Origin of the sequence: Synechocystis sp. PCC 6714 (assembly GCF_000478825.2) — a bacterium.
In the GTDB taxonomy this organism is placed as follows: domain Bacteria; phylum Cyanobacteriota; class Cyanobacteriia; order Cyanobacteriales; family Microcystaceae; genus Synechocystis.
Genome location: NZ_CP007542.1, coordinates 3,348,598 through 3,367,247, shown reverse-complemented (window position 1 = coordinate 3,367,247; position 18,650 = coordinate 3,348,598). Strand labels below are relative to the sequence as shown.

Annotated in this window: 17 protein-coding genes; 7 read left to right on the top strand and 10 right to left on the bottom strand. The window is 49.2% G+C overall.

All coding sequences use genetic code 11. From position 1 onward, the window contains the following. Nucleotides 1-6: 6 nt before the first annotated feature. Nucleotides 7-2,829, bottom strand: coding sequence for a diguanylate cyclase (locus D082_RS15335; protein ID WP_081857679.1), 2,823 nt, complete (start codon nt 2,827-2,829; stop codon nt 7-9). Nucleotides 2,830-3,094: 265 nt separating this feature from the next. On the opposite strand from D082_RS15335, the gene rseP reads away from it, so the two are divergent. Both rseP and nth read left to right on the top strand, forming a co-directional pair. Next, the gene (gene rseP / locus D082_RS15330; protein WP_028948249.1) at nt 3,095-4,195 is read left to right on the top strand and encodes an RIP metalloprotease RseP; all 1,101 of its coding nucleotides are present in this window, start codon (nt 3,095-3,097) and stop codon (nt 4,193-4,195) included. Continuing rightward, entirely contained in the window at nt 4,188-4,844 is a 657-nt protein-coding gene (gene nth / locus D082_RS15325) for an endonuclease III (RefSeq protein ID WP_028948250.1), read from the top strand. The genes rseP and nth overlap by 8 nt, the downstream gene beginning before the upstream one ends. 268 nt (nt 4,845-5,112) lie before the next feature. Here the strand turns inward: nth and D082_RS15320 are convergent, their stop codons facing one another. From D082_RS15320 to D082_RS15305, 4 genes are all read right to left on the bottom strand, one after another. Further along, nucleotides 5,113-5,934, bottom strand: coding sequence for a sensor histidine kinase KdpD (locus D082_RS15320; RefSeq protein ID WP_144428753.1), 822 nt, complete (start codon nt 5,932-5,934; stop codon nt 5,113-5,115). A 12-nt stretch (nt 5,935-5,946) separates the two neighbouring features. Next, nucleotides 5,947-6,573, bottom strand: coding sequence for an L-threonylcarbamoyladenylate synthase (locus tag D082_RS15315; RefSeq protein ID WP_028948252.1), 627 nt, complete (start codon nt 6,571-6,573; stop codon nt 5,947-5,949). Between the two features lie 55 nt (nt 6,574-6,628). After that, a complete protein-coding gene (psb32, locus tag D082_RS15310) occupies nt 6,629-7,354 on the bottom strand; it encodes a photosystem II repair protein Psb32 (protein ID WP_193386668.1) in 726 nt (241 codons plus the stop codon). 80 nt (nt 7,355-7,434) lie between these two features. After that, a complete protein-coding gene (locus D082_RS15305; RefSeq protein WP_028948254.1) occupies nt 7,435-7,740 on the bottom strand; it encodes a hypothetical protein in 306 nt (101 codons plus the stop codon). A 660-nt stretch (nt 7,741-8,400) separates the two neighbouring features. Here D082_RS15305 and D082_RS15295 point away from each other — a divergent pair. The 3 genes from D082_RS15295 (at nt 8,401) to D082_RS15285 (ending at nt 11,466) form a co-directional block, all read left to right on the top strand. Continuing rightward, nucleotides 8,401-9,366, top strand: coding sequence for a septal ring lytic transglycosylase RlpA family protein (locus D082_RS15295; RefSeq protein WP_028948256.1), 966 nt, complete (start codon nt 8,401-8,403; stop codon nt 9,364-9,366). 249 nt (nt 9,367-9,615) lie between these two features. Next, nucleotides 9,616-10,617 (top strand): DMT family transporter, encoded by a 1,002-nt coding sequence (locus tag D082_RS15290; protein WP_028948257.1) that lies wholly within the window; start codon nt 9,616-9,618, stop codon nt 10,615-10,617. 198 nt (nt 10,618-10,815) lie between these two features. Then, a complete protein-coding gene (locus tag D082_RS15285; protein WP_081857678.1) occupies nt 10,816-11,466 on the top strand; it encodes a phosphoribosylanthranilate isomerase in 651 nt (216 codons plus the stop codon). A gap of 19 nt (nt 11,467-11,485) precedes the next feature. Here D082_RS15285 and D082_RS15280 read toward each other — a convergent pair whose 3' ends face one another. The 3 genes from D082_RS15280 to D082_RS15270 form a co-directional block, all read right to left on the bottom strand. Then, nucleotides 11,486-11,779, bottom strand: coding sequence for a DUF6439 family protein (locus tag D082_RS15280; protein WP_028948259.1), 294 nt, complete (start codon nt 11,777-11,779; stop codon nt 11,486-11,488). A gap of 161 nt (nt 11,780-11,940) precedes the next feature. Next, complete coding sequence (pyk, locus tag D082_RS15275; protein WP_028948260.1) at nt 11,941-13,362, bottom strand: pyruvate kinase; 1,422 nt, start codon at nt 13,360-13,362, stop codon at nt 11,941-11,943. 75 nt (nt 13,363-13,437) lie between these two features. Continuing rightward, on the bottom strand, nt 13,438-14,664 hold the full coding sequence (locus D082_RS15270) for an NAD(P)/FAD-dependent oxidoreductase (RefSeq protein ID WP_028948261.1): 1,227 nt from the start codon (nt 14,662-14,664) through the stop codon (nt 13,438-13,440). A 326-nt stretch (nt 14,665-14,990) separates the two neighbouring features. Here D082_RS15270 and trxA point away from each other — a divergent pair, with 326 nt between their 5' ends. Next, nucleotides 14,991-15,314, top strand: a complete 324-nt coding sequence (gene trxA / locus D082_RS15265; protein WP_010873851.1) for a thioredoxin — start codon at nt 14,991-14,993, stop codon at nt 15,312-15,314. A gap of 263 nt (nt 15,315-15,577) precedes the next feature. Here the strand turns inward: trxA and D082_RS15260 are convergent, their stop codons facing one another. Together D082_RS15260 and D082_RS15255 are read right to left on the bottom strand one after the other, a co-directional pair. Beyond that, the gene (locus D082_RS15260) at nt 15,578-16,531 is read right to left on the bottom strand and encodes an asparaginase (RefSeq protein WP_028948262.1); all 954 of its coding nucleotides are present in this window, start codon (nt 16,529-16,531) and stop codon (nt 15,578-15,580) included. Nucleotides 16,532-16,644: 113 nt separating this feature from the next. Continuing rightward, nucleotides 16,645-17,211 (bottom strand): CGLD27 family protein, encoded by a 567-nt coding sequence (locus D082_RS15255; RefSeq protein WP_238546754.1) that lies wholly within the window; start codon nt 17,209-17,211, stop codon nt 16,645-16,647. A gap of 123 nt (nt 17,212-17,334) precedes the next feature. Here D082_RS15255 and wecB point away from each other — a divergent pair, with 123 nt between their 5' ends. Further along, on the top strand, nt 17,335-18,450 hold the full coding sequence (gene wecB, locus D082_RS15250) for a non-hydrolyzing UDP-N-acetylglucosamine 2-epimerase (protein WP_028948264.1): 1,116 nt from the start codon (nt 17,335-17,337) through the stop codon (nt 18,448-18,450). Nucleotides 18,451-18,650 lie beyond the last annotated feature (200 nt).

Sequence of the window (18,650 nt, the reverse complement as noted above, 5' to 3'; positions counted from 1 at the left end):
AAGAAACTAATCAGCCATGGCAACTCGATTACGGCCGGCGGCCTTAGCTTGATAAAGGGCTCTATCTGCCGCTTGGATAATACTAGCCATGGTTTCCCCCTGATGGGGATAGCAGGCTACCCCCAGAGAAACGGTCAATGAGCCCAAGTCTTGGCCCTTGTATTCCACCTCCATAACGGCGATCGCCTGACGGAGGGATTCGGCCTTAACAAACGTATCTTCAAGGGGAGTTTGGGGCAGAATGACTATCATCTCCTCACCACCATAGCGACAGGCAATGTCAGAACCCCGGATATTGCTTTGGAGAATGCGGCCAATGGTTTTGAGGACATGATCCCCCGCATCATGGCCCAATTGGTCATTAAATTGTTTGAAATGGTCAATGTCGCCCATGATCACCCCAATGGAATGGCCATAGCGGTGGGCCCGGCCAATCTCTTGTAGAAAAAACTGTTCTAGATAACGACGATTGAATAGCCCGGTGAGGGGATCTCGGATGCTCTGATTTTCTAGTTTTTCCCGCAATTTAATATTGGAAATGGCTAAACTGACCTGCTCAGCCACCGCTTTAGCCAACTGTTGTTGTTCTTGATTAATACTTCCCACCTGATCACTGCAAAGATTAAATAAGCCAATGGTTTCTCCCTGGGCAATCAAGGGAATACAAAGACTTTCATTCGGTAAACATTCCGGGTTCAGGTGCCCGCACAACAAATCATGCTGCTGGGGGCCCACCCAATGGACTTGTCCCCGTCGCAAAGCCCAGCAATCCGAGCTATTAAACACTGGTTGGGAACAGGTTAAGTGTCCCCACGATCTGACCATTTCAAAATAGTTGGCGCTGGAGTCAAAAATTGCAATTGTCCCGGCAATGTGGGGAAACAAGGGTGGAATCAAAGCCGCCACGCTGGCACAGGCATCGGCCACCACTACACAGGATTGCAAATATTCATTGAGGGTGGAGAGTAATTCCATCTCGTCATTGCGGCGTTTAAGTTGCTCTAACCGCTCCTGTAATTGTTCATTGGCCTGTTGCAGTTTTTCTTCACTTTTAGCCAAAGCTTGGGTCCGCTCCAAGACCCGTTTTTCCAACTCTGCATTGAGTTTTTCCAACTCTGCTTCCACTCGCTCCCGTTGATGGAAGGCTTTTTTTTGTTCCTCCATGGGCACCACCACGCAAATGGTTAAATCCGGTTCCCCTTCAAAGGGGGCTACCCCAAGCAAAATGGGAATACGACGACCGTCTTTGTGGTAGTACTCTTTCTCCCAAGGCTTAGTAAAACCGTATTTGTGCAGGTTATCTATTGCTTCTTGGTCTGCGGGTCTATGTTCGGGGGGAGTCAAAGCATCCCAACGAATCAAACCAGCCTCTAGCTCCTGCCTAGTGTAGCCAAGCATTCTCAATAGGCAATCATTGGCTTCAGTGATTTGGCCCTGGACGCTAGCAAACATCATACCGACAACGGCAGACTCAAAAACTTTACGAAAGCGAGATTCACTATCTTGAAGGGCAATTTCGACTTTTTTTTGCTCAGTGATGTCCATAGCAACACCCTGGAGACCAATTACTTCTTCACTGGCATTGACCAAAGCTTCTACTTTTGTCCAGAGCCATCCTTGACTGCCATCCTGGCGAAAAAAGCGATAAATCAAATCCTGGGGCTGTTGGCTTTGCAAAACATATTGCATCACCTCTCCATAGCGTTGGCGATCGCCGGGGTGAATAGATTCTGTGAATTCCTCACAATTGGGGACACTGTCTCGGGCAAACATCCGCAAAATTTCCTCCGACCACTGGATTTCACCGGAGGCCAGAAGAAATTTCCAACTGCCCAATTTTGCCAATTTCTGAGTCTCCATCAGCTCCGCTTCCCGTTGGCGCAGTTTATCTTCCGCGAGTTTCCGGGCGGTGATGTCTATTCCTGAAGCCAGTAGCTCGATCAGATTTCCTTCACGGTCAAAAATAGGTTGGTTGGTCCAGGCAACCCAAACCCGATCGCCATTTTTTTTGACATTTTCATTTTCGTTATAGTGATAGACCTGGGGGTTAAGGCAAATATCCGCCATCATTGCCTCTAGGTCTTTGCCGGCACTGCTGGTTTTGGGCACAAGGCTATCCAGTACTGACCGCCCCACCATTTCTTCTTTGCTAAAGCCAAAAAACTTTTGACAGTATTCATTAACAAAGGTAATTTCCCCCGTCGGCAACCAGCGCACAATAATGGCATTGATGGATTCCACCAAGGTGCGATACTTTTCTTCGCTTGCTTCCAATTGGTGGCGGGTTTCTTGGCGATCATCAATATCTATGCAGGAACCGATGTAGCCGAGGAATTTTCCATCGGGGGCAAAGCGGGGTACCCCATTGTCCAACAGCCAACGATATTGCCCCTCTCGGTTTCGCAGGCGATATTCGATCGTAAAGGGTTGTCGGGCCTCAAAGGCTTCAACGTAGGTTCGTAAACAATGGTCAAAATCATCGGGATGTACCCCGTTGGCCCAGCCATAGCCTTGTTCCTGCTCTAAGGTGCGGCCAGTGAATTCGAGCCAGGGTCGATTGAAATAGAAACAGCCTTTATCTAAGCCGGCAATCCAGATCAAAACCGGAGCGCTGTCGGCCAAACAAAGAAATCTTTCTTCGCTTTCTTGGAGAATGGCTTCCAAAGACCAGCCGGAGGTTGTCCCTTCGCCATCACTGTTATCCATTGCGGTGGCGTTAAGGCTAAAAAAAGTTTTCAATGCCCGCCGGGATTTCAGGGCAGTTAATTCTGCCCTCAAAGCTTCCAACTCCGCTATTAACAGGTCAATTTCCGGACTATCACCAGCCATATAACTCCACAAGGTCTAGGCGATCGCCATTATTTTCATTGTTTTATTTAGTCGCCGTTTTATTTAGTCGCCCATGGGCCGATTTAGTTAATTTCAAGGGCAAGCTAGCCCAGGGTTTAGTCAACTATTGCTGTCCTCCTAGATTAACAGAAACTTAATGGTTTGTATGGGCTAAGGAACACTGTCTGGCGGCAGTTAGGTTAAAATCGGGGGACTTGCCCGTCTAGTGGAATCAATTCAAAGTTTTTTCAAATTTGAGCAAATTATGTCAGTTTTAGCGGCTTTGGCGGCGATCGGAGTTTTAGCGGTATTAATTGCGGTCCATGAGCTGGGACACTTTGCGGCGGCTCGTTTGCAGGGTATTCATGTAACCCGCTTTGCCCTGGGGTTTGGGCCACCATTGTTGAAATATCAGGGGCCAGAGACAGAATATTCCATTCGGGCTATTCCCTTGGGGGGCTACGTGGCTTTTCCCGACGATGATCCCGATAGTGACATTCCCGCCGATGATCCCGATTTGCTCAAAAACCGACCCATTTTAGACCGGGCCATTGTCATTAGTGCCGGAGTCATTGCTAATTTGGTGTTTGCCTATTTTCTCCTCATTGGCCAGGTGAGCACCATTGGTTTCCAGAATATTCAGCCCGGTTTGGTAATTCCTCAAGTGGACTCCGCTTCGGCGGCCCAGGTGGCTGGGGTGGAACCAGGGGATATAGTCCTTTCCCTCCAGGGTGAAACCTTACCCAGTTTTCCCGATGCCACAGATGAATTTATCGACACTATCCGGCGATCGCCATCTCTTCCCATCACCATTGAAGTTCAACGGGGCGAGGCAACAAAAACCCTAACCATTACTCCGATCCCAGACCCCCAGGGTAACGGCAAAATCGGCGTGGCCCTCCTACCCAATGTGGAAACCAAACGGGCTAGTAATCCCCTGGAAGCTTTAACCTACAGTGCTGAAGCCTTTGAACGCATTGTTAAGCTGACCGCCCAAGGATTTTGGCAATTAATCAGTAATTTTGCCGACAACGCTTCCCAAGTGGCGGGGCCCGTGAAAATTGTTGAGTATGGGGCCAACATTGCCCGGGCCGATGCCAGTAACCTTTTCCAGTTTGGGGCGCTGATTAGTATTAACTTGGCTGTGATTAACATTCTGCCCCTACCTGCTCTGGATGGAGGACAATTGGTCTTCCTGATAATTGAAGGATTATTGGGCAAACCCCTTCCGGAAAAATTCCAGATGGGGGTAATGCAAACGGGGTTGGTGTTACTACTAAGCCTAGGGGTATTTCTCATTGTGCGGGATACCCTCAATTTGACCTTCGTGCAGGAGTTTTTGCCCTCTTTCACTGGTTATGAGTAGTTTGTTGCGGAAAATGGCCAGCAAAAAACAACGGGCGACGGAAATTCTGCTCATCCTGAAAAAACTTTACCCCGGTGCCACCTGTAGCCTGGACTATCAAACTCCAGTGCAATTACTAGTGGCCACCATCCTTTCCGCCCAATGCACCGATGAACGGGTCAATAAGGTCACCCCGGCCCTATTTCAACGTTATCCCGATGCCCATGGATTAGCCTACGGCGATCGCCAGGAAATAGAGGAGTTAATCCATTCCACCGGTTTTTTCCGCAATAAAGCTAAAAATATCCAGGGAGCCTGCCGTAAAATTGTCGAAGAATTTGACGGGGAAGTGCCCCAACGGATGGAAGAATTGCTCACCCTGCCGGGGGTAGCCCGCAAAACCGCCAATGTAGTGCTAGCCCACGCCTTCGGAATTTTGGCAGGGGTAACCGTTGACACCCATGTTAAACGTCTCAGCCAAAGATTAGGTTTAACCAAAGCCACTGATCCCATCCGCATTGAGCGGGATTTGATGAAGCTTATTCCCCAACCGGATTGGGAAAACTATTCCATCCACATCATTTACCATGGCCGGGCAGTGTGCGGTGCCCGTAAACCCCTCTGTGGCAAGTGTCAGTTGGCCCATCTCTGCCCCAGCGTTCAAGTATAGTTGATTTAATTGAGAGTAAGACACTGACCAGAGCCAAAACCGTCTTTGGTAAAGAGCTTAGCCGTCTCAATCTTACTTTGATTGACCATATTGAGCAAAAAGTTAAAAAAAGCGGCCAGTTTCTCCAACCATCAAAGAGGTTCAGAAACTAGCCCTGTGCTACATTGTGCACCCGCTTTTTGAATCCTGGTCCTATTATCCGATCCCGGTTCAGGGGCAACAAGCCGATGGGTCACTGGGAAATGGTGATTGTGATCACAGGCATCAGTCATGGTTCACCCATAACTTTTGCTAGGGTTAATTCCACCGTACTGCGGTCAGGGTTTAAAGATTTGAAGGTGACTGTGCCTGCCATTTTGCCAAGAAGAGTAGAACAGAGTTGCCAGCGGGTAGAGGCAGAGAAATTGATGGGCCGGATATTGCCATTAGTGGCACTACGGAGAAATTCCGATCCAATGTCCATGGTGCTGGCTTGGGACCAAATTTCTCCGGCCCAGGGAAAATGCAGTGCCAAGATGACCCGGTGGGAGCTTAACGAAGCTTGACTTTCCAGTACAATCTCTCCAGTTTTAGCCTTAGTGTGTTGCAAATATGTGTCTATCAAATTACGCAAAACCCAGAGCAATTTTTGGCGATCGCCATTAATCCAGATCTCCTCCTCCTGGGACTGAATTTGCAACCTGAGATTTTTGTTAGCAACAGGTAAACGGATCTGGCTGTGCAACTCCTCCCATAGCGAGGTCAATTCAATGGGGGCGAAAACTAGGGATTCCTTACCGTAGTCAATTTTCGCTATCGTGACTAAGTCATCAATCATCTCCAGTAAACGATGGGCAGCGGTTTGAGCATCTTCTAAAAATTCTTTCTCTTCCACTGGACTTTCACAAAATCCCTGCAAAATCAATTCCTGTAGGCTAATAACACTGCTCAACGGCGATCGCAATTCATGGGCAATGCGGGCCAGAAAGAATTGTTTATATTGGTTAATCTCTTGCTGGGCCTGGTGAGCTAACTTTAAGGCTTCATTTTCCCGGCGTAACTGTTCTAGCTCATCCATGGGTCTGATAAACGCTGTGGCAATGCTATGCAAACAAAACCCAGTTTAGTCCTGTTCTTCCCCGGAGATTAACTGCTCCCCAAGCCAGACCTCTCCCTGGCGTAAAATTTGCCATCTTTCCGTCGCAGTATCCCATTGGGCCACAGTGGAAGGTCGTCCCCCACCGATTGGTTCCTCTGCTTCTAAATCGAGACAATCTAAACAGTACACAGACGGAAAAGTTGCGGCAATTTCTGCTAACTTCTCCAAGGCTGGCTGGCCGGATAGATTGGCACTGGTGGTGGCCAAAGGCCCGGTTTGATGCAAAATTTCCAAGGCGATCGCCTCATGGGGAATGCGGACACCGATGGTGCGGTCTTGACGGGGATTGATTTCCCTCGGCAGATCCTGACTACCGGGGAGCACGAGGGTCAACGCCCCAGGCCAATATATGTCCATTGTCCCCTGCCAGATCTTTCTCTCCCGTTCATTGCCCTCTAAGTAAGGCCAAATTTGTTCCAGGGTGGCTGCCATTAAAATTAACGGTTTAGTAGCCTCCCGCTGCTTAAGCTCGTAAATTAAGGCCGAGTTTTGCGGACGCACGGCCAGGGCCGGCACCGTATCCGTGGGAAAACTCACCACCTGGGCGGCGATTGCCGCTGTGACCAAATCCTGTTGACTGACTAGGGGCACGGTTCAATCCGACTGCTGAAATTTAAGTGCTCAATATCTACATATGCGAAGCCAATTACCGTCCTGGCAAGCCCACATACCAAAAGTAGGTCACCATGGGGATTAAAGTGGCCAACGCTAATAGCACCACCACCCAAATGGTTGCACTGGTATCATCGGTTTCCTCTGCTGTGGTAAAGGTTCCTTCCAAGCTAATTTCTGCAAGGACTGGGGGGCCCGGATCGGGCTGGCCAGCCAAAATGGCGCTTAAACGTTTATCCGCTTCAATTAGAGCCTGGTTATACTTGGCTCCATCCTTGAGGGGTACCGCTAGGGTTTCCCGCAACAAACTATCCACCATCTCATCGGTCAGCAAAGTCTTGGCTCCCTTTCCCCGACGCAAAGCAGTGCTGTTGGTCAGAGTGTCCAGTACTAATAGAGTTTGATTACTTTGACTAGCTTCGTCGGGATACCAACGCTCAAACAATTCATTAACAAAACCATCAATGGTGGCATCAAAGTCTAGACGGCGAATGACCACAAACCGGACTTCCTGGCCACTGGACTGGGCTAGCTTTTTCAGATCGCCATTGAGTCTATTTTCGTTGGCAAGACTAATTGCTTCTGCCTGATCGACTAGAAAAGTCTTAGAACCAGACGTTAAAATCGGCAGATCGTAAACTCCTGTGGCCCAAGCGGGGAGGGACTGAAACCCCAACAGGATTAGGGCTAAAAAAAGAAAACTGAGAAAACGCTGATAAGAACCAGTGGCACTGAGGTGACGGTGAGGGGCGACAGTCATGGGCAATTGCCGGTGAAACTCCACCCCCCAGCTTACCAAAAACAGGGCAAAGGAAAATCCAGTCCGATTAACCCCAACGTTTAAATATTTTTATCCTGACGCAGAAAAACCCGATATACTCCGTAGAGAATTACAAGCAAAATCGCCAAAGTGACTAGGGAAGCGACAAATTTTAGTACTTGGGTCAGAACGGAAAAAGAAATAAACAAAACGGCGATCGCCACGGCGCCCTTAGCAGGCAAGGGTAAATTATCAAACCATTGCTGAAACTGCAACCAATACTTGCGGCCCGTATCAGTGATGCCATCGGCTCCAGCATCAAAGGAATCCACCACCTCCACTTTGGGGGTTTTAACTTCCTGGTCTTGATAATCTGACGGGGTCATAGATGTTGGGAATTTCTGACAAACTCATCACCGAGACAACCCCTTACCGGGGCCATATGGCCAAGGATCATAGCACAATTGCCCGATCGCCTGGGTCCACAGTTCAATCCCATCACTAGAGGGAAGTTTCCTTGATGGGACTTTTTTGCCAACAGGATTCCAACAACGAAATTTGATACATCGACCAAAAATGGGTCAGTCGCCAGGTTGCCTTGGACTCTCGACTGAAGAGGGGTTGGTTCAAATAGCAAAACCAGAAGCGAAATCCTTGTCTTAGTTTCCAGAACATGGTCGGTTTCCTCCCAAAACATTGAGTTGGTCTGTTCAAAAAAAGGTTTAACTTGCAATCGATCACCCACCACTATTCAGATTGTCCCACCGCTTTTTGGAAACGGGACAAATTCTTTACACCTTGTAATGCAAGCTTTTACACACCGTAATAAACTCTGTTTATCTCTCCAATAAGATTTTCTGGGGTCTATTCCCCAATTTACGTGGTAGCTTGTGGAAGCTCGTAATAAAAATCTTGTCCGCCTTTTTGTACTATTTGCGGATAAGTGGGACTGCCGAAGACTAAGCGAATTTTTTGCTCCGGTTTTCACCATCAACCCTTCGATTCAATCAAGGGTTTTGGGGTCCTTGACCTTTACCTCTAAGTCTATGAAAGGAATTAACGTTTGTCGCTCGATCGCCGGTGTTATTGGCACAGCGAGTTTGACAACCCTGGTTTGGGGTAACTGCCCTTCTGGATTGATGGCTTTGAATGTCGATGCCCCAGCTGATGCTCCAACCACCGTTTCAGAGAATAATTCTTCTCTAGCTCCCTTAGAATCTTCCCTTACCGCCGCCTCTTCCACTGCGGCAAGCACTTTCCAAGACACTGAACTAATTTCTTTAGTTCCCCACCAGGGCCCGGGAAGTCGTCTGGCTGTCACCCTGCGGATCAACCAAATCCCAGTGGTTACCTTTTTGGGCACCAAAGCTGAATTAATCGCCCTCAGCAATGACCAAGATACCGACACCATGGAGCGGGCCCAAACCGTTGCCCGTCGTATTGATGAACTGAGCGGGGCCGAATCTTTCGATGCCGGCAAGATTAAAGTGGGTTTAGATGCCGGCACAAAACAGTTGGTGGTTAAAGCTGAAGATAAAATTCTGCTGACTATCAACAAAAATACTGTTTTGCCAGAAAAATCCCTTTCTGCTCCGGAAACTGCCCTACAAACCGCTAACCGCTTGCGCCGTCTATTGGGGGGAGTGGACCCCATCGTTTCTTTGCCCGCTGCAATGCAGGTGGCCCGGGTGAACACCTTTGACGCCGCCGCCACGATCCAACGCATCAGAGGGGGAATTGCTTCCTGGTATGGCCCTGGATTCCATGGCCGACGCACTGCCAACGGTGAACGTTTCAACCAAAATGCCTTGACAGCGGCCCACCGGACTTTGCCCTTTGGTACCAGGGTGAAAGTAACCAATCTCCGCAACGGCCAGTCTGTGATAGTGCGTATTAATGACCGGGGACCCTTCACCGGAGGCCGGGTAATTGACCTTTCCGCCGGGGCTGCCAGGGCGATCGGCATCCACAGCAGTGGAGTGGGCAACGTTGCACTGGACATTGTGCAGTAATAGTTAAAAATCAATAATTCTGGGCTATGCCATTGCCCCCTAGCATACTTGTCTTTTTTCCCGTGAACAGTGGCTTGGGGACGCAATTCTCCCTGGCATAGTCCAGTCTGCTGGCGATGAATTCCCGCTGATGGTCTTGTGGCTGGCGATCGGGAAATTTTGCCCAGAAGTATCTATCAACATGGCTTTGTAACAAAACTATACATACAATGGGGGAATGGCTATGTTTGATCCATTACCGCCCCGCCGATGCAGATTGAATCGAAAACAGATTTTACTAATTTTAATCTCCGTTCCGGGTTAACCCTGATTGCGCCGTTTTTCCTCTGGGGAACGGCCATGGTAGCCATGAAGGGGGTTTTGGCTGACACTACGCCCTTTTTCGTGGCCACGGTGCGCCTCATACCAGCGGGCATACTGGTTTTACTCTGGGCCATGGCACAGAAGCGTTCCCAACCCAAGGATTGGCAAGGCTGGGGCTGGATTATTTTGTTTGCAGTGGTTGATGGGACTCTGTTTCAGGGATTCTTGGCCCAAGGATTGGAGCGTACGGGGGCGGGCTTAGGCTCGGTAATTATTGATTCCCAGCCGATCGCCGTTGCATTACTCTCCAGTTGGTTATTTAAAGAGGTAATTGGTGGTATTGGCTGGCTGGGACTACTGCTGGGGGTAGGGGGGATCAGCTTGATTGGGCTGCCCGATGAATGGTTTTATCAGCTTTGGCATCTCCAGGGTTTAAGCATTAATTGGAGTGGATCTGCCCTGGGTAATAGTGGGGAACTGTGGATGTTGTTGGCGTCCCTCTCCATGGCGGTGGGGACAGTGCTGATTCCCTTTGTCAGCCGTCGGGTGGATCCGGTGGTGGCTACGGGGTGGCATATGATCATTGGCGGTTTGCCTCTGTTGGCGATCGCCTTGGTGGAGGACAGTCAACCTTGGCGCAATATTGACCTGTGGGGTTGGGGAAATTTAGCCTACGCAACGGTGTTTGGCAGTGCCATTGCCTACGGTATTTTTTTCTACCTTGCATCTAGGGGTAATTTGACCAGCTTGAGTTCCCTCACTTTTTTAACACCCATTTTTGCGCTGAGCTTTGGTAATTTGATTTTGGGAGAAAAGCTGAGTTCCCTACAGTGGTTAGGGGTCGCTTTTACCTTGGTGAGCATTTATTTAATCAACCAACGGGAACAATTAAAGGTACAACTGCGGGATATTTGGGGCTTGGTTCGCAAACCGGCGGTTAATGATTAAGCCAGGGCAATTTATAGCCATTTCAAATAATTTCGAGACTGCTTAAGTCTTTATTGACAAACTTTTCGGTGAATTTGACTGCCTCAGTCTTACTAGAAACGACTATAAGTCTTATCTTGTCAGAAATACTGTCACAAATCACAGATTATCTCTGTATCCCCTCTAAAATCAATCAAAATCTAACAGGAACGCTGACTTATGGCCATGGAGGTAAAAATTTGCGGTTTACGTCATCCTGCCCAAGCCCAGGCGATCGCCGCTTTGGGATTCACCACCCTGGGATTTATTTGCGTGGAAACGTCCCCCCGTTACGTCAGCCCAAAGGAAATCCAATCAGTGCTGCACAGTTTAACTGCCTATCAAGGCCTGTTGGCGATCGGGGTATTTGCTAATGTCTCTCTGGCAGTAATAGGCCAGTTTTGCGCCCAAACTAACCTCAACGGTATTCAACTCCACGGCGATGAACCCCCTGACTTTTGTCTTCAGGTCAAACGGGAATTTCCCCAACATAGATTAATCAAAGCCCTCCGACTCCGGCGATCGGATGATTTGCAACGGGCAGAAGACTATTACGGCGCAGTGGATGTTTTATTACTTGATGCTTACCACCCTGAACAATTGGGAGGCACTGGGCAAACTCTACCCTGGCAAAATTTACAACGGTTCCAGCCGCCCTTGACTTGGTGGTTAGCGGGGGGATTAACTCCCGCCAATGTGGGAGAAGCGCTAAAGCTAATGCGGCCAGACGGCATTGACCTTTCCAGTGGTGTGGAACGGGCCCCAGCGGATAAAGATTTAGCCAAAGTGACCCAGTTGCGCTTTCAGTTGGATGCCCTGCCAACTTTTTGAAAACTATGCTCGAAAAAACCTAAGCTTTTTTGGCCTGACTGCCATGGGTTGGACAGGGGGGCGCAGTCAAACTCCGATCCAACCAACCTTCTGCCTGTTGGAGATGGATTAACGCTTCCGGGGCATTGTCTTTGAGCAGATACACCAACGCCGCCGCCAATTCCTGTCCCGCCTGGGCTTGACGGTTACCCTTTAAACGGTGCCAATCTTGGGGGGCGATCGCCAATCTTTCTGCTAGGGCTTGGGCCAGTTCCAAAGTAGAAAATTCAGGATGACTGACCAGGGAAGAGGTTTGGGAGGCAAAGGGAATCATGACGGGGGAGAAATTTTTCTGGCAAAATTTATGACAACAAAGCCATTGACGGCCATGAATCCACTATAGTGGCGATTCGGCGTATTCAGGGGTAGGGCAATGGGTAGCCTTCAAAAACAAGGACTGACTACCATCACTAATCAATCCAGATGACCAAAAGTTTACGAAATACGATGGATTTTCAAAAAATTGGTGCCCCTGGGTATTTTTGTCGGAATTCCGGCCATAATTAAGAGCTGATCACCCTTTTTCGCCATTTTCCGATCCTTAAGTAGCATCTCTGCTTGTTGAATCAAATCCTCGAAGGTGTCGAATTCCTCGTTAATTAAAAATGGAATAATGCCCCAGACTAGATTGAGTCGATGGTAAACATGTTCTGAAGGGGTAAAGGCAATCACCGGTACTGATGGGCGTTGGTTGGAAGCTAATAGGGAAGTGAAGCCTGAGGTAGTGAAAGTCACAATGTATTTCAAGGCTAAAATATCATCAATGACCAGCAGAGCTTCGCTGAGGGCATGGGTTTCCGTGTTAGCAGTGGGGGCATGGTTAATAAAATGCAAACCTAATTCCGTTTCCTCGGCAATTTTTCGCAGCATTTGCACTGATTTGACTGGATATTGTCCCACCGCCGACTCCCCCGATAACATCACCGCATCGGTGCCATCTAAAATGGCATTGGCCACGTCGCTGGCTTCAGCCCTGGTGGGGCGAGAATTGTAAATCATGCTGTCTAGCATTTGGGTGGCGGTGATTACTGGAATCGCCCGTATGTTGCAACGACGGATAATTTCTTTTTGTAGGCGCGGCACTTTTTCTGGATTCACCTCTACCCCTAAATCCCCCCGGGCTACCATGATGCCGTTGGAAGCGGCAATAATTTCTTCTAGATTGTCGATCGCCTGGGGCTTTTCAATTTTGGCAATGACGGGCAGATCGGGATGGCCCCGTTCAGCGAGAAATTGCTTGAGGGCATGGATGTCTTCCCCTTTGCGAACAAAACTAAGGGAAACCCAGTCAATGCCTTGGCTCAGTCCAAATTCGAGGTCTTGCTTGTCCTTGGCAGTCATGGAGGGTAGGGCGAGCACTAATCCCGGCAGGTTAACCCCTTTGCGGCTTTTAAGTATGCCCCCCGTCACCACTTCACAAATCACTTGGGGATCTTTGATAGCTATCACTTTCATCTCCAGCAAACCATCGTCCAATAGGATCCTCTCCCCCACCTTTGCTTCTGTCGCCAAATGGGGATAGTCAATACCCACTGCCCCAGCATGGCGATCGCCAATTTCCACTGGCACCAAACATATCTCTTCCCCTTCTCGCAGTTGTTTTTCACCCCCCGGCAACTGACCAATCCGAATTTTGGGCCCCTGTAAATCCTGCAAAAGGGTAATGGGGGTGTCCATTTCCTGCTCCACCGACCGCAGTAGGCGGACCATAGTGGCATGGTCTTCATAACTGCCGTGGGAAAAGTTCAGCCGGGCCACATTCATACCTGCATCCACCATCCGGCGTATCACTTCCACCGAGCTGCTAGCCGGGCCAATGGTGGCCACAATTTTGGTGCGATGGCTTAGGGGTCTCATAAACTTTACGGGAGGCTAATCTGGGCTGGCACTGGAATTCTACTGCAACTCGCCGGAGGGTAAATTAGGAAAATGTTAAGGACTGGCCATGGCTTGGGCCGCCAACCACCCCGTAGTCCAGGCATTTTGGAAGTTAAAACCGCCGGTAATGCCATCCACATCAAGAATTTCCCCAGCAAAATGCAATCCTGGGCAACAACGGCTGGCCATGGTCTTAAAATCGACTTCCTTGAGGGTAATGCCCCCACAGGTGACAAATTCTTCTTTGAATACCCCTTTGCCTTTAATCCGACATTGATAACGATGGATATTTTCCGCCAACTGTCGTTCCTGAACTCTGGAAAAATCCGCCCAGCATTGCCCCGGTTTAATGGCTGCCTGTTCCGTCAACCTCTGCCAAAGTCTTTTTGGTAGGGCAGTGGGGGTAAAGTTAGCAATTTGTTTGCGGGGATGGTTTTGTTTAGTTGCTTGCCATTGGGCCATGGATTCCTGGGCACTAATTCCGGGCAACCAATTGAGCCAAAGAGGGTATTCGTAATCTGATTCCTGTAAAACCCTTGCTCCCCAGGCAGAAAGTTTTAACACCGCTGGGCCACTCAATCCCCAATGGGTAATCAACACGGGGCCTTGCTGACAATAGGTCCCCTTAAATTTTGCGTCTAAACTCACTAGGGCATTTTCCACACTCACCCCAGCTAAATCGGTTAGACGAGCATCTTCGATATTAAAGGTAAATAATGAGGGTACAGGGGATTGAATTGTGTGTCCCAATTGTACTGCCCAGCGATAGCCTAAAGGATTACTGCCCGTGGCCAGTAAGAGACGATCTCCATTAATTATTTCCCCCGATTTAAGCGTTACCCGGAATTGATTCTCTACTTTATCCAATCCCTGCACTGGCGATCTATTTTTTAGCTCCACCCCCGATCGCCGGGCCGTTGATAGTAAACAATCCACAATGGTAGCTGAGTCATCCGTAACAGGAAACATCCGCCCGTCCGCTTCCGTTTTCAGTTGCACCCCTTCCGCCCCAAACCAGGCGATCGTTTGTTGAGGTTGAAAACGACTAAACGCTCCCCGTAGAGCTTTGCCCCCCCGGGGATAGTTTTGCACTAACTGTGCCGGATCAAAACAATGGTGGGTAACATTACAGCGACCGCCCCCGGAAATACGCACTTTGGCTAAAAATTTGGCCCCCGCTTCCAATAAAATCACTTGTCCATCTGGCATTTGTCGAGCACAATTAATGGCTCCAAAAAAACCAGCCGCCCCGCCCCCCACCACAATTACAGTTCGTTGCATATTTTGGTTAACCTTAATATTTGGCGAATTTGATGTATGCGGAACTCCCTACCGGCGAAACTCCTAATGCCCCCGCCCCAGCCTGTACAATGAAGAGGGCGGAGACGTAAAGTTTCCGTTCACTCCTCACACCACACTCCGCCTGGATGATGTTCGGGCGGTTTCTTCTTATGTGTTTGTCGGTTCAGTGACAAATAACTGTGGCGCAAACTGTGACAAAAGATGAATAAATTCTAAGTTTCACGATATTTTTCCATACAGAGGCCAACAATTGGTTATGGTAGTATTCTAATCAGCCCATCACGAGGTTTAGAAGGATTTCCAGTATGAGTGCTACCCCTCAAGTTTCCGACGCAAGTTTCAAAGAGGACGTATTAGACAGCGAGTTGCCCGTGCTCGTAGACTTTTGGGCTCCCTGGTGTGGCCCTTGTCGCATGGTGGCCCCCGTCGTTGATGAAATCTCACAACAGTACGAAGGCAAGGTCAAAGTCGTTAAATTAAACACCGACGAGAACCCCAATACAGCTAGTCAGTATGGCATCCGCAGTATCCCCACCCTAATGATTTTCAAAGGGGGCCAGAGAGTAGACATGGTGGTGGGAGCTGTGCCCAAAACCACCCTCGCCAGCACCCTAGAAAAATATCTTTAAGCGCTGGCTTCCCTGCTTTGTGACGGTTTCCCTCCGGATCGTGCTCCTTTGGGGACACGATCTTTTTTGTGATTTTTTATAGTTGATCTAATTGAAAGTAAGACACTGACCAGGGCTAAAAGCGTCTTTGGGAAAAACTTTAGTCGTCTCAATCTTACTTTGATTGACTATAAACCCCTGTTAGCTATGCCCCAAACTGCCCTGGGCCCAACATTGGCATTTTCTTCTTTTTTCTTTCCAATGGGCTGATTCACCCCCAACTTTCAGAGCATAGCCAATTCACCGATTACTTCTAGGCGTTTATATTTGCCCAGCCGCACAAATTTTTCCGACAGGGTTTCCGCCACCTGGGGAGGAATCCAACCCATTTGTTGAAGCAGGTGAATGGCTACGGCGTATTTAGCCCGTTTGGAACCGTCTTTTACTTTGATAGCTAGGCCCAGCCCTTCTCCCACTCTGCCCACACATTGCACCCCTTCGGCGCCGGATTTGCTCACCAGTTCCCCTTCCATCTGTTGCATTAGCTCCGTATCAAAACAGCCTTCCCCAGCGACAAAGTAGGGATAATATGTCATTGCCCGGGCCACCCGTTCCAGACCCAATTGTTGCCCTGAGGCGAGCATTGCATACAAGTGTGCCATTTGCCCCAACTCCATGGCGTAGGTGGGGGCACCACAATCATCGTGGGCGGCGATTAATTCGGCGCCGGGCATCCCCAAAAGGTCAGCCACTTTGGACAAAATTAGTTTTTGGATGGGACTACTTTGTTGCAAATAACTGTGGAGAGGCCAATCCTGTTGCTGGCAAACGGCTAGCATACCGGCGTGTTTACCGGAGCAACCGTGGTGTAGGGGGCTTTCTTTTGCTGGGGGAGTGGGACATTGCAGAGCTTGTGGTTCAATGTCTGCCCGCCAAAGGATGTTGAATACCTGGCGAGCTTGTTCAATGGTGCCCTGGTGGGAACCACACATAATGGCTAAGTCTTTGTCAGTAAGACCATAGCGTTCCATGGTGCCGGTACCGGTGACAGCCAAGGCTTGAAAGGGTTTCAGGGAAGAACGAATAAAGGCATTACTGGTGCTGTCGCCGGCCAGCATTAAAACCCGGCCCCTGTCGTCGTACACGGTGGCTTCGGCCCAATGTTGGGACTCAATGATACCTTCCCTCAGCAAATGGGCTTCGATGGGGGTAGTGTGGGGACGTTTTCCTCTGCTCATGCTGTTGGGAATTTCTGATGATGGTAAAGTTTCGCGAGGTTCTACTAAGTAACCTATCCTCAATTCTAGGCATTTAGGGGACTTTGCATAGGATGATGGCTCTTCCAGACTGCTCAGTAGATTAATCGGAAAATAGTCCACAGTAAAAGATCGATCGCCATGGTGGCCCCCAATAGCTTCAGCGTGTTTTGCCAACGCTGCAGTACGGGATTAACTTGATAGCGCAAAATAAGTTGGTCCCTAGTTTGTACTTCCAATGGTTTGCGCCACACCTGGCCATCGTACCAACCGGATTCTTCGTAGGTGACGGTTTCCGCTCCTAGGCGATCGCCAACGTAACGCCAGCCCAACATCAACCTCAACACAAAGAGGGACAATAACAGGCAAATACCTAGCACAATCAGGAAACCACACTGAATGGGTTGCTTTTCCACTGAAAAACTGGCGGAGGCGATCGGACTGACAATGAAACTAATCAGCAGGGCCAAACGGGTTAGGTTTTTGCTGTAGCTGAGTAGATCCATTTGACCCCAGGAATAGAGCCAGGCGGATCTGAGCGCTTCGTATTCATTGACGGGCTGTTGCTCCAGGGGCACAGGACAGATTTGGGGGGAGAATTCCCGCATCGGCTTCATGGGTTTAGGGGTATGGACTAGGCAATCATTGTAATTTCTTCCCATTTTGACCCAGAATTTGGGAGAGCACCAAGTTATGGTGAGCTAGAAAATTTGCTTAATTTTGCCCAAAGCAGATTTCCCTGGGGCCCCTCTCAGTTAACCTGGGATTATCTGTGTTGGTGGCCTATGTCTGTATCTCCCCTATCGGTTTGTATTACCTTGGGTACCCGTCCCGAAGCAATTAAATTGGCTCCGGTTATTCGTGCTTTTCTAGCCCAGCCCGATATGAAAACCCAAGTGTTGCTAACGGGGCAACATCGGGAAATGGTGCAACAGGTAATGGATTTGTTCGCATTATCAGCGGACACGGACCTAGAAATTATGCAACCAGGGCAAACCCTGACGGACATCACCCAGGGCTGTTTGGGAGGATTGGGACAACTTTGGCGAGAAAGACCGCCCCAATTGGTAATTGTACAAGGGGATACCACCACTGCCTTTGCCGCTGCCCTGGCGGCCTTTTACCAACAAATTCCCATCGGCCATGTGGAAGCCGGCCTACGCACCGATAATTTGTTTAACCCCTACCCAGAGGAAGCCAACCGTCGTTTAATTTCCCAGCTAGCCCAGTTACATTTTGCTCCCACTACCTTGGCGGTGGAGAATTTACGGCGATCGGACGTGACCGGAGAAATACATTTAACTGGTAATACGGTCATTGATGCTTTATTGACGGTGGCAGGGCAAAAGCCGGCCTGTCCTATTCCGGGCTTGGACTGGCAAAAGCATCGGGTTTTACTCGCCACTGTACATCGCCGGGAAAATTGGGGTGAACCGCTACAGGATATTTTGACCAGTTTTACGCAAATTCTGGCTCAGTATCCCGACACTGCTTTGCTACTACCCATGCACCGTAATCCCACTGTCCGGGAACCGATTCAAAAAGCTTTGGGTAATCATCCCCGGGTTTTTCTGACAGAACCATTGGATTACGCCCAATTGGTGGGGGCAATTCAGCATTGTTACTTACTGTTGACGGATTCCGGTGGTCTTCAGGAAGAGGCTCCTAGTTTGGGAAAACCTGTGTTGGTGTTGCGGGAAACAACGGAACGGCCAGAGGCGATCGCCGCTGGAACTGCCAAATTAGTGGGAACTGATCCGGCCACTGTTACCAAAGCTGCAGGGCAATTGCTGAGTGAACCCCAGGCCTACGCACAGATGGCCAACGCCATCAATCCCTTTGGAGACGGTAGCGCTAGCCAAAAAATCATCGAAATTGTCCGTAACTATTTTCAACATTAGAGCCGGTGCCACCATCGTCTTGAATTTGTTAATTGACGATAAGAACTGGTCATCTATTTTTGCCTATGGGTTGCGGAGGAGACTGCCCTAGTAATTTGTCCAAAATCCCCTGGGCAAAAAGAAGATAGAGTCAAGGGAATATCTGAAAATTCCATATCTCCCGCCTAAATCTCCCTACTAAAGCTCCAACAATGCTGGGG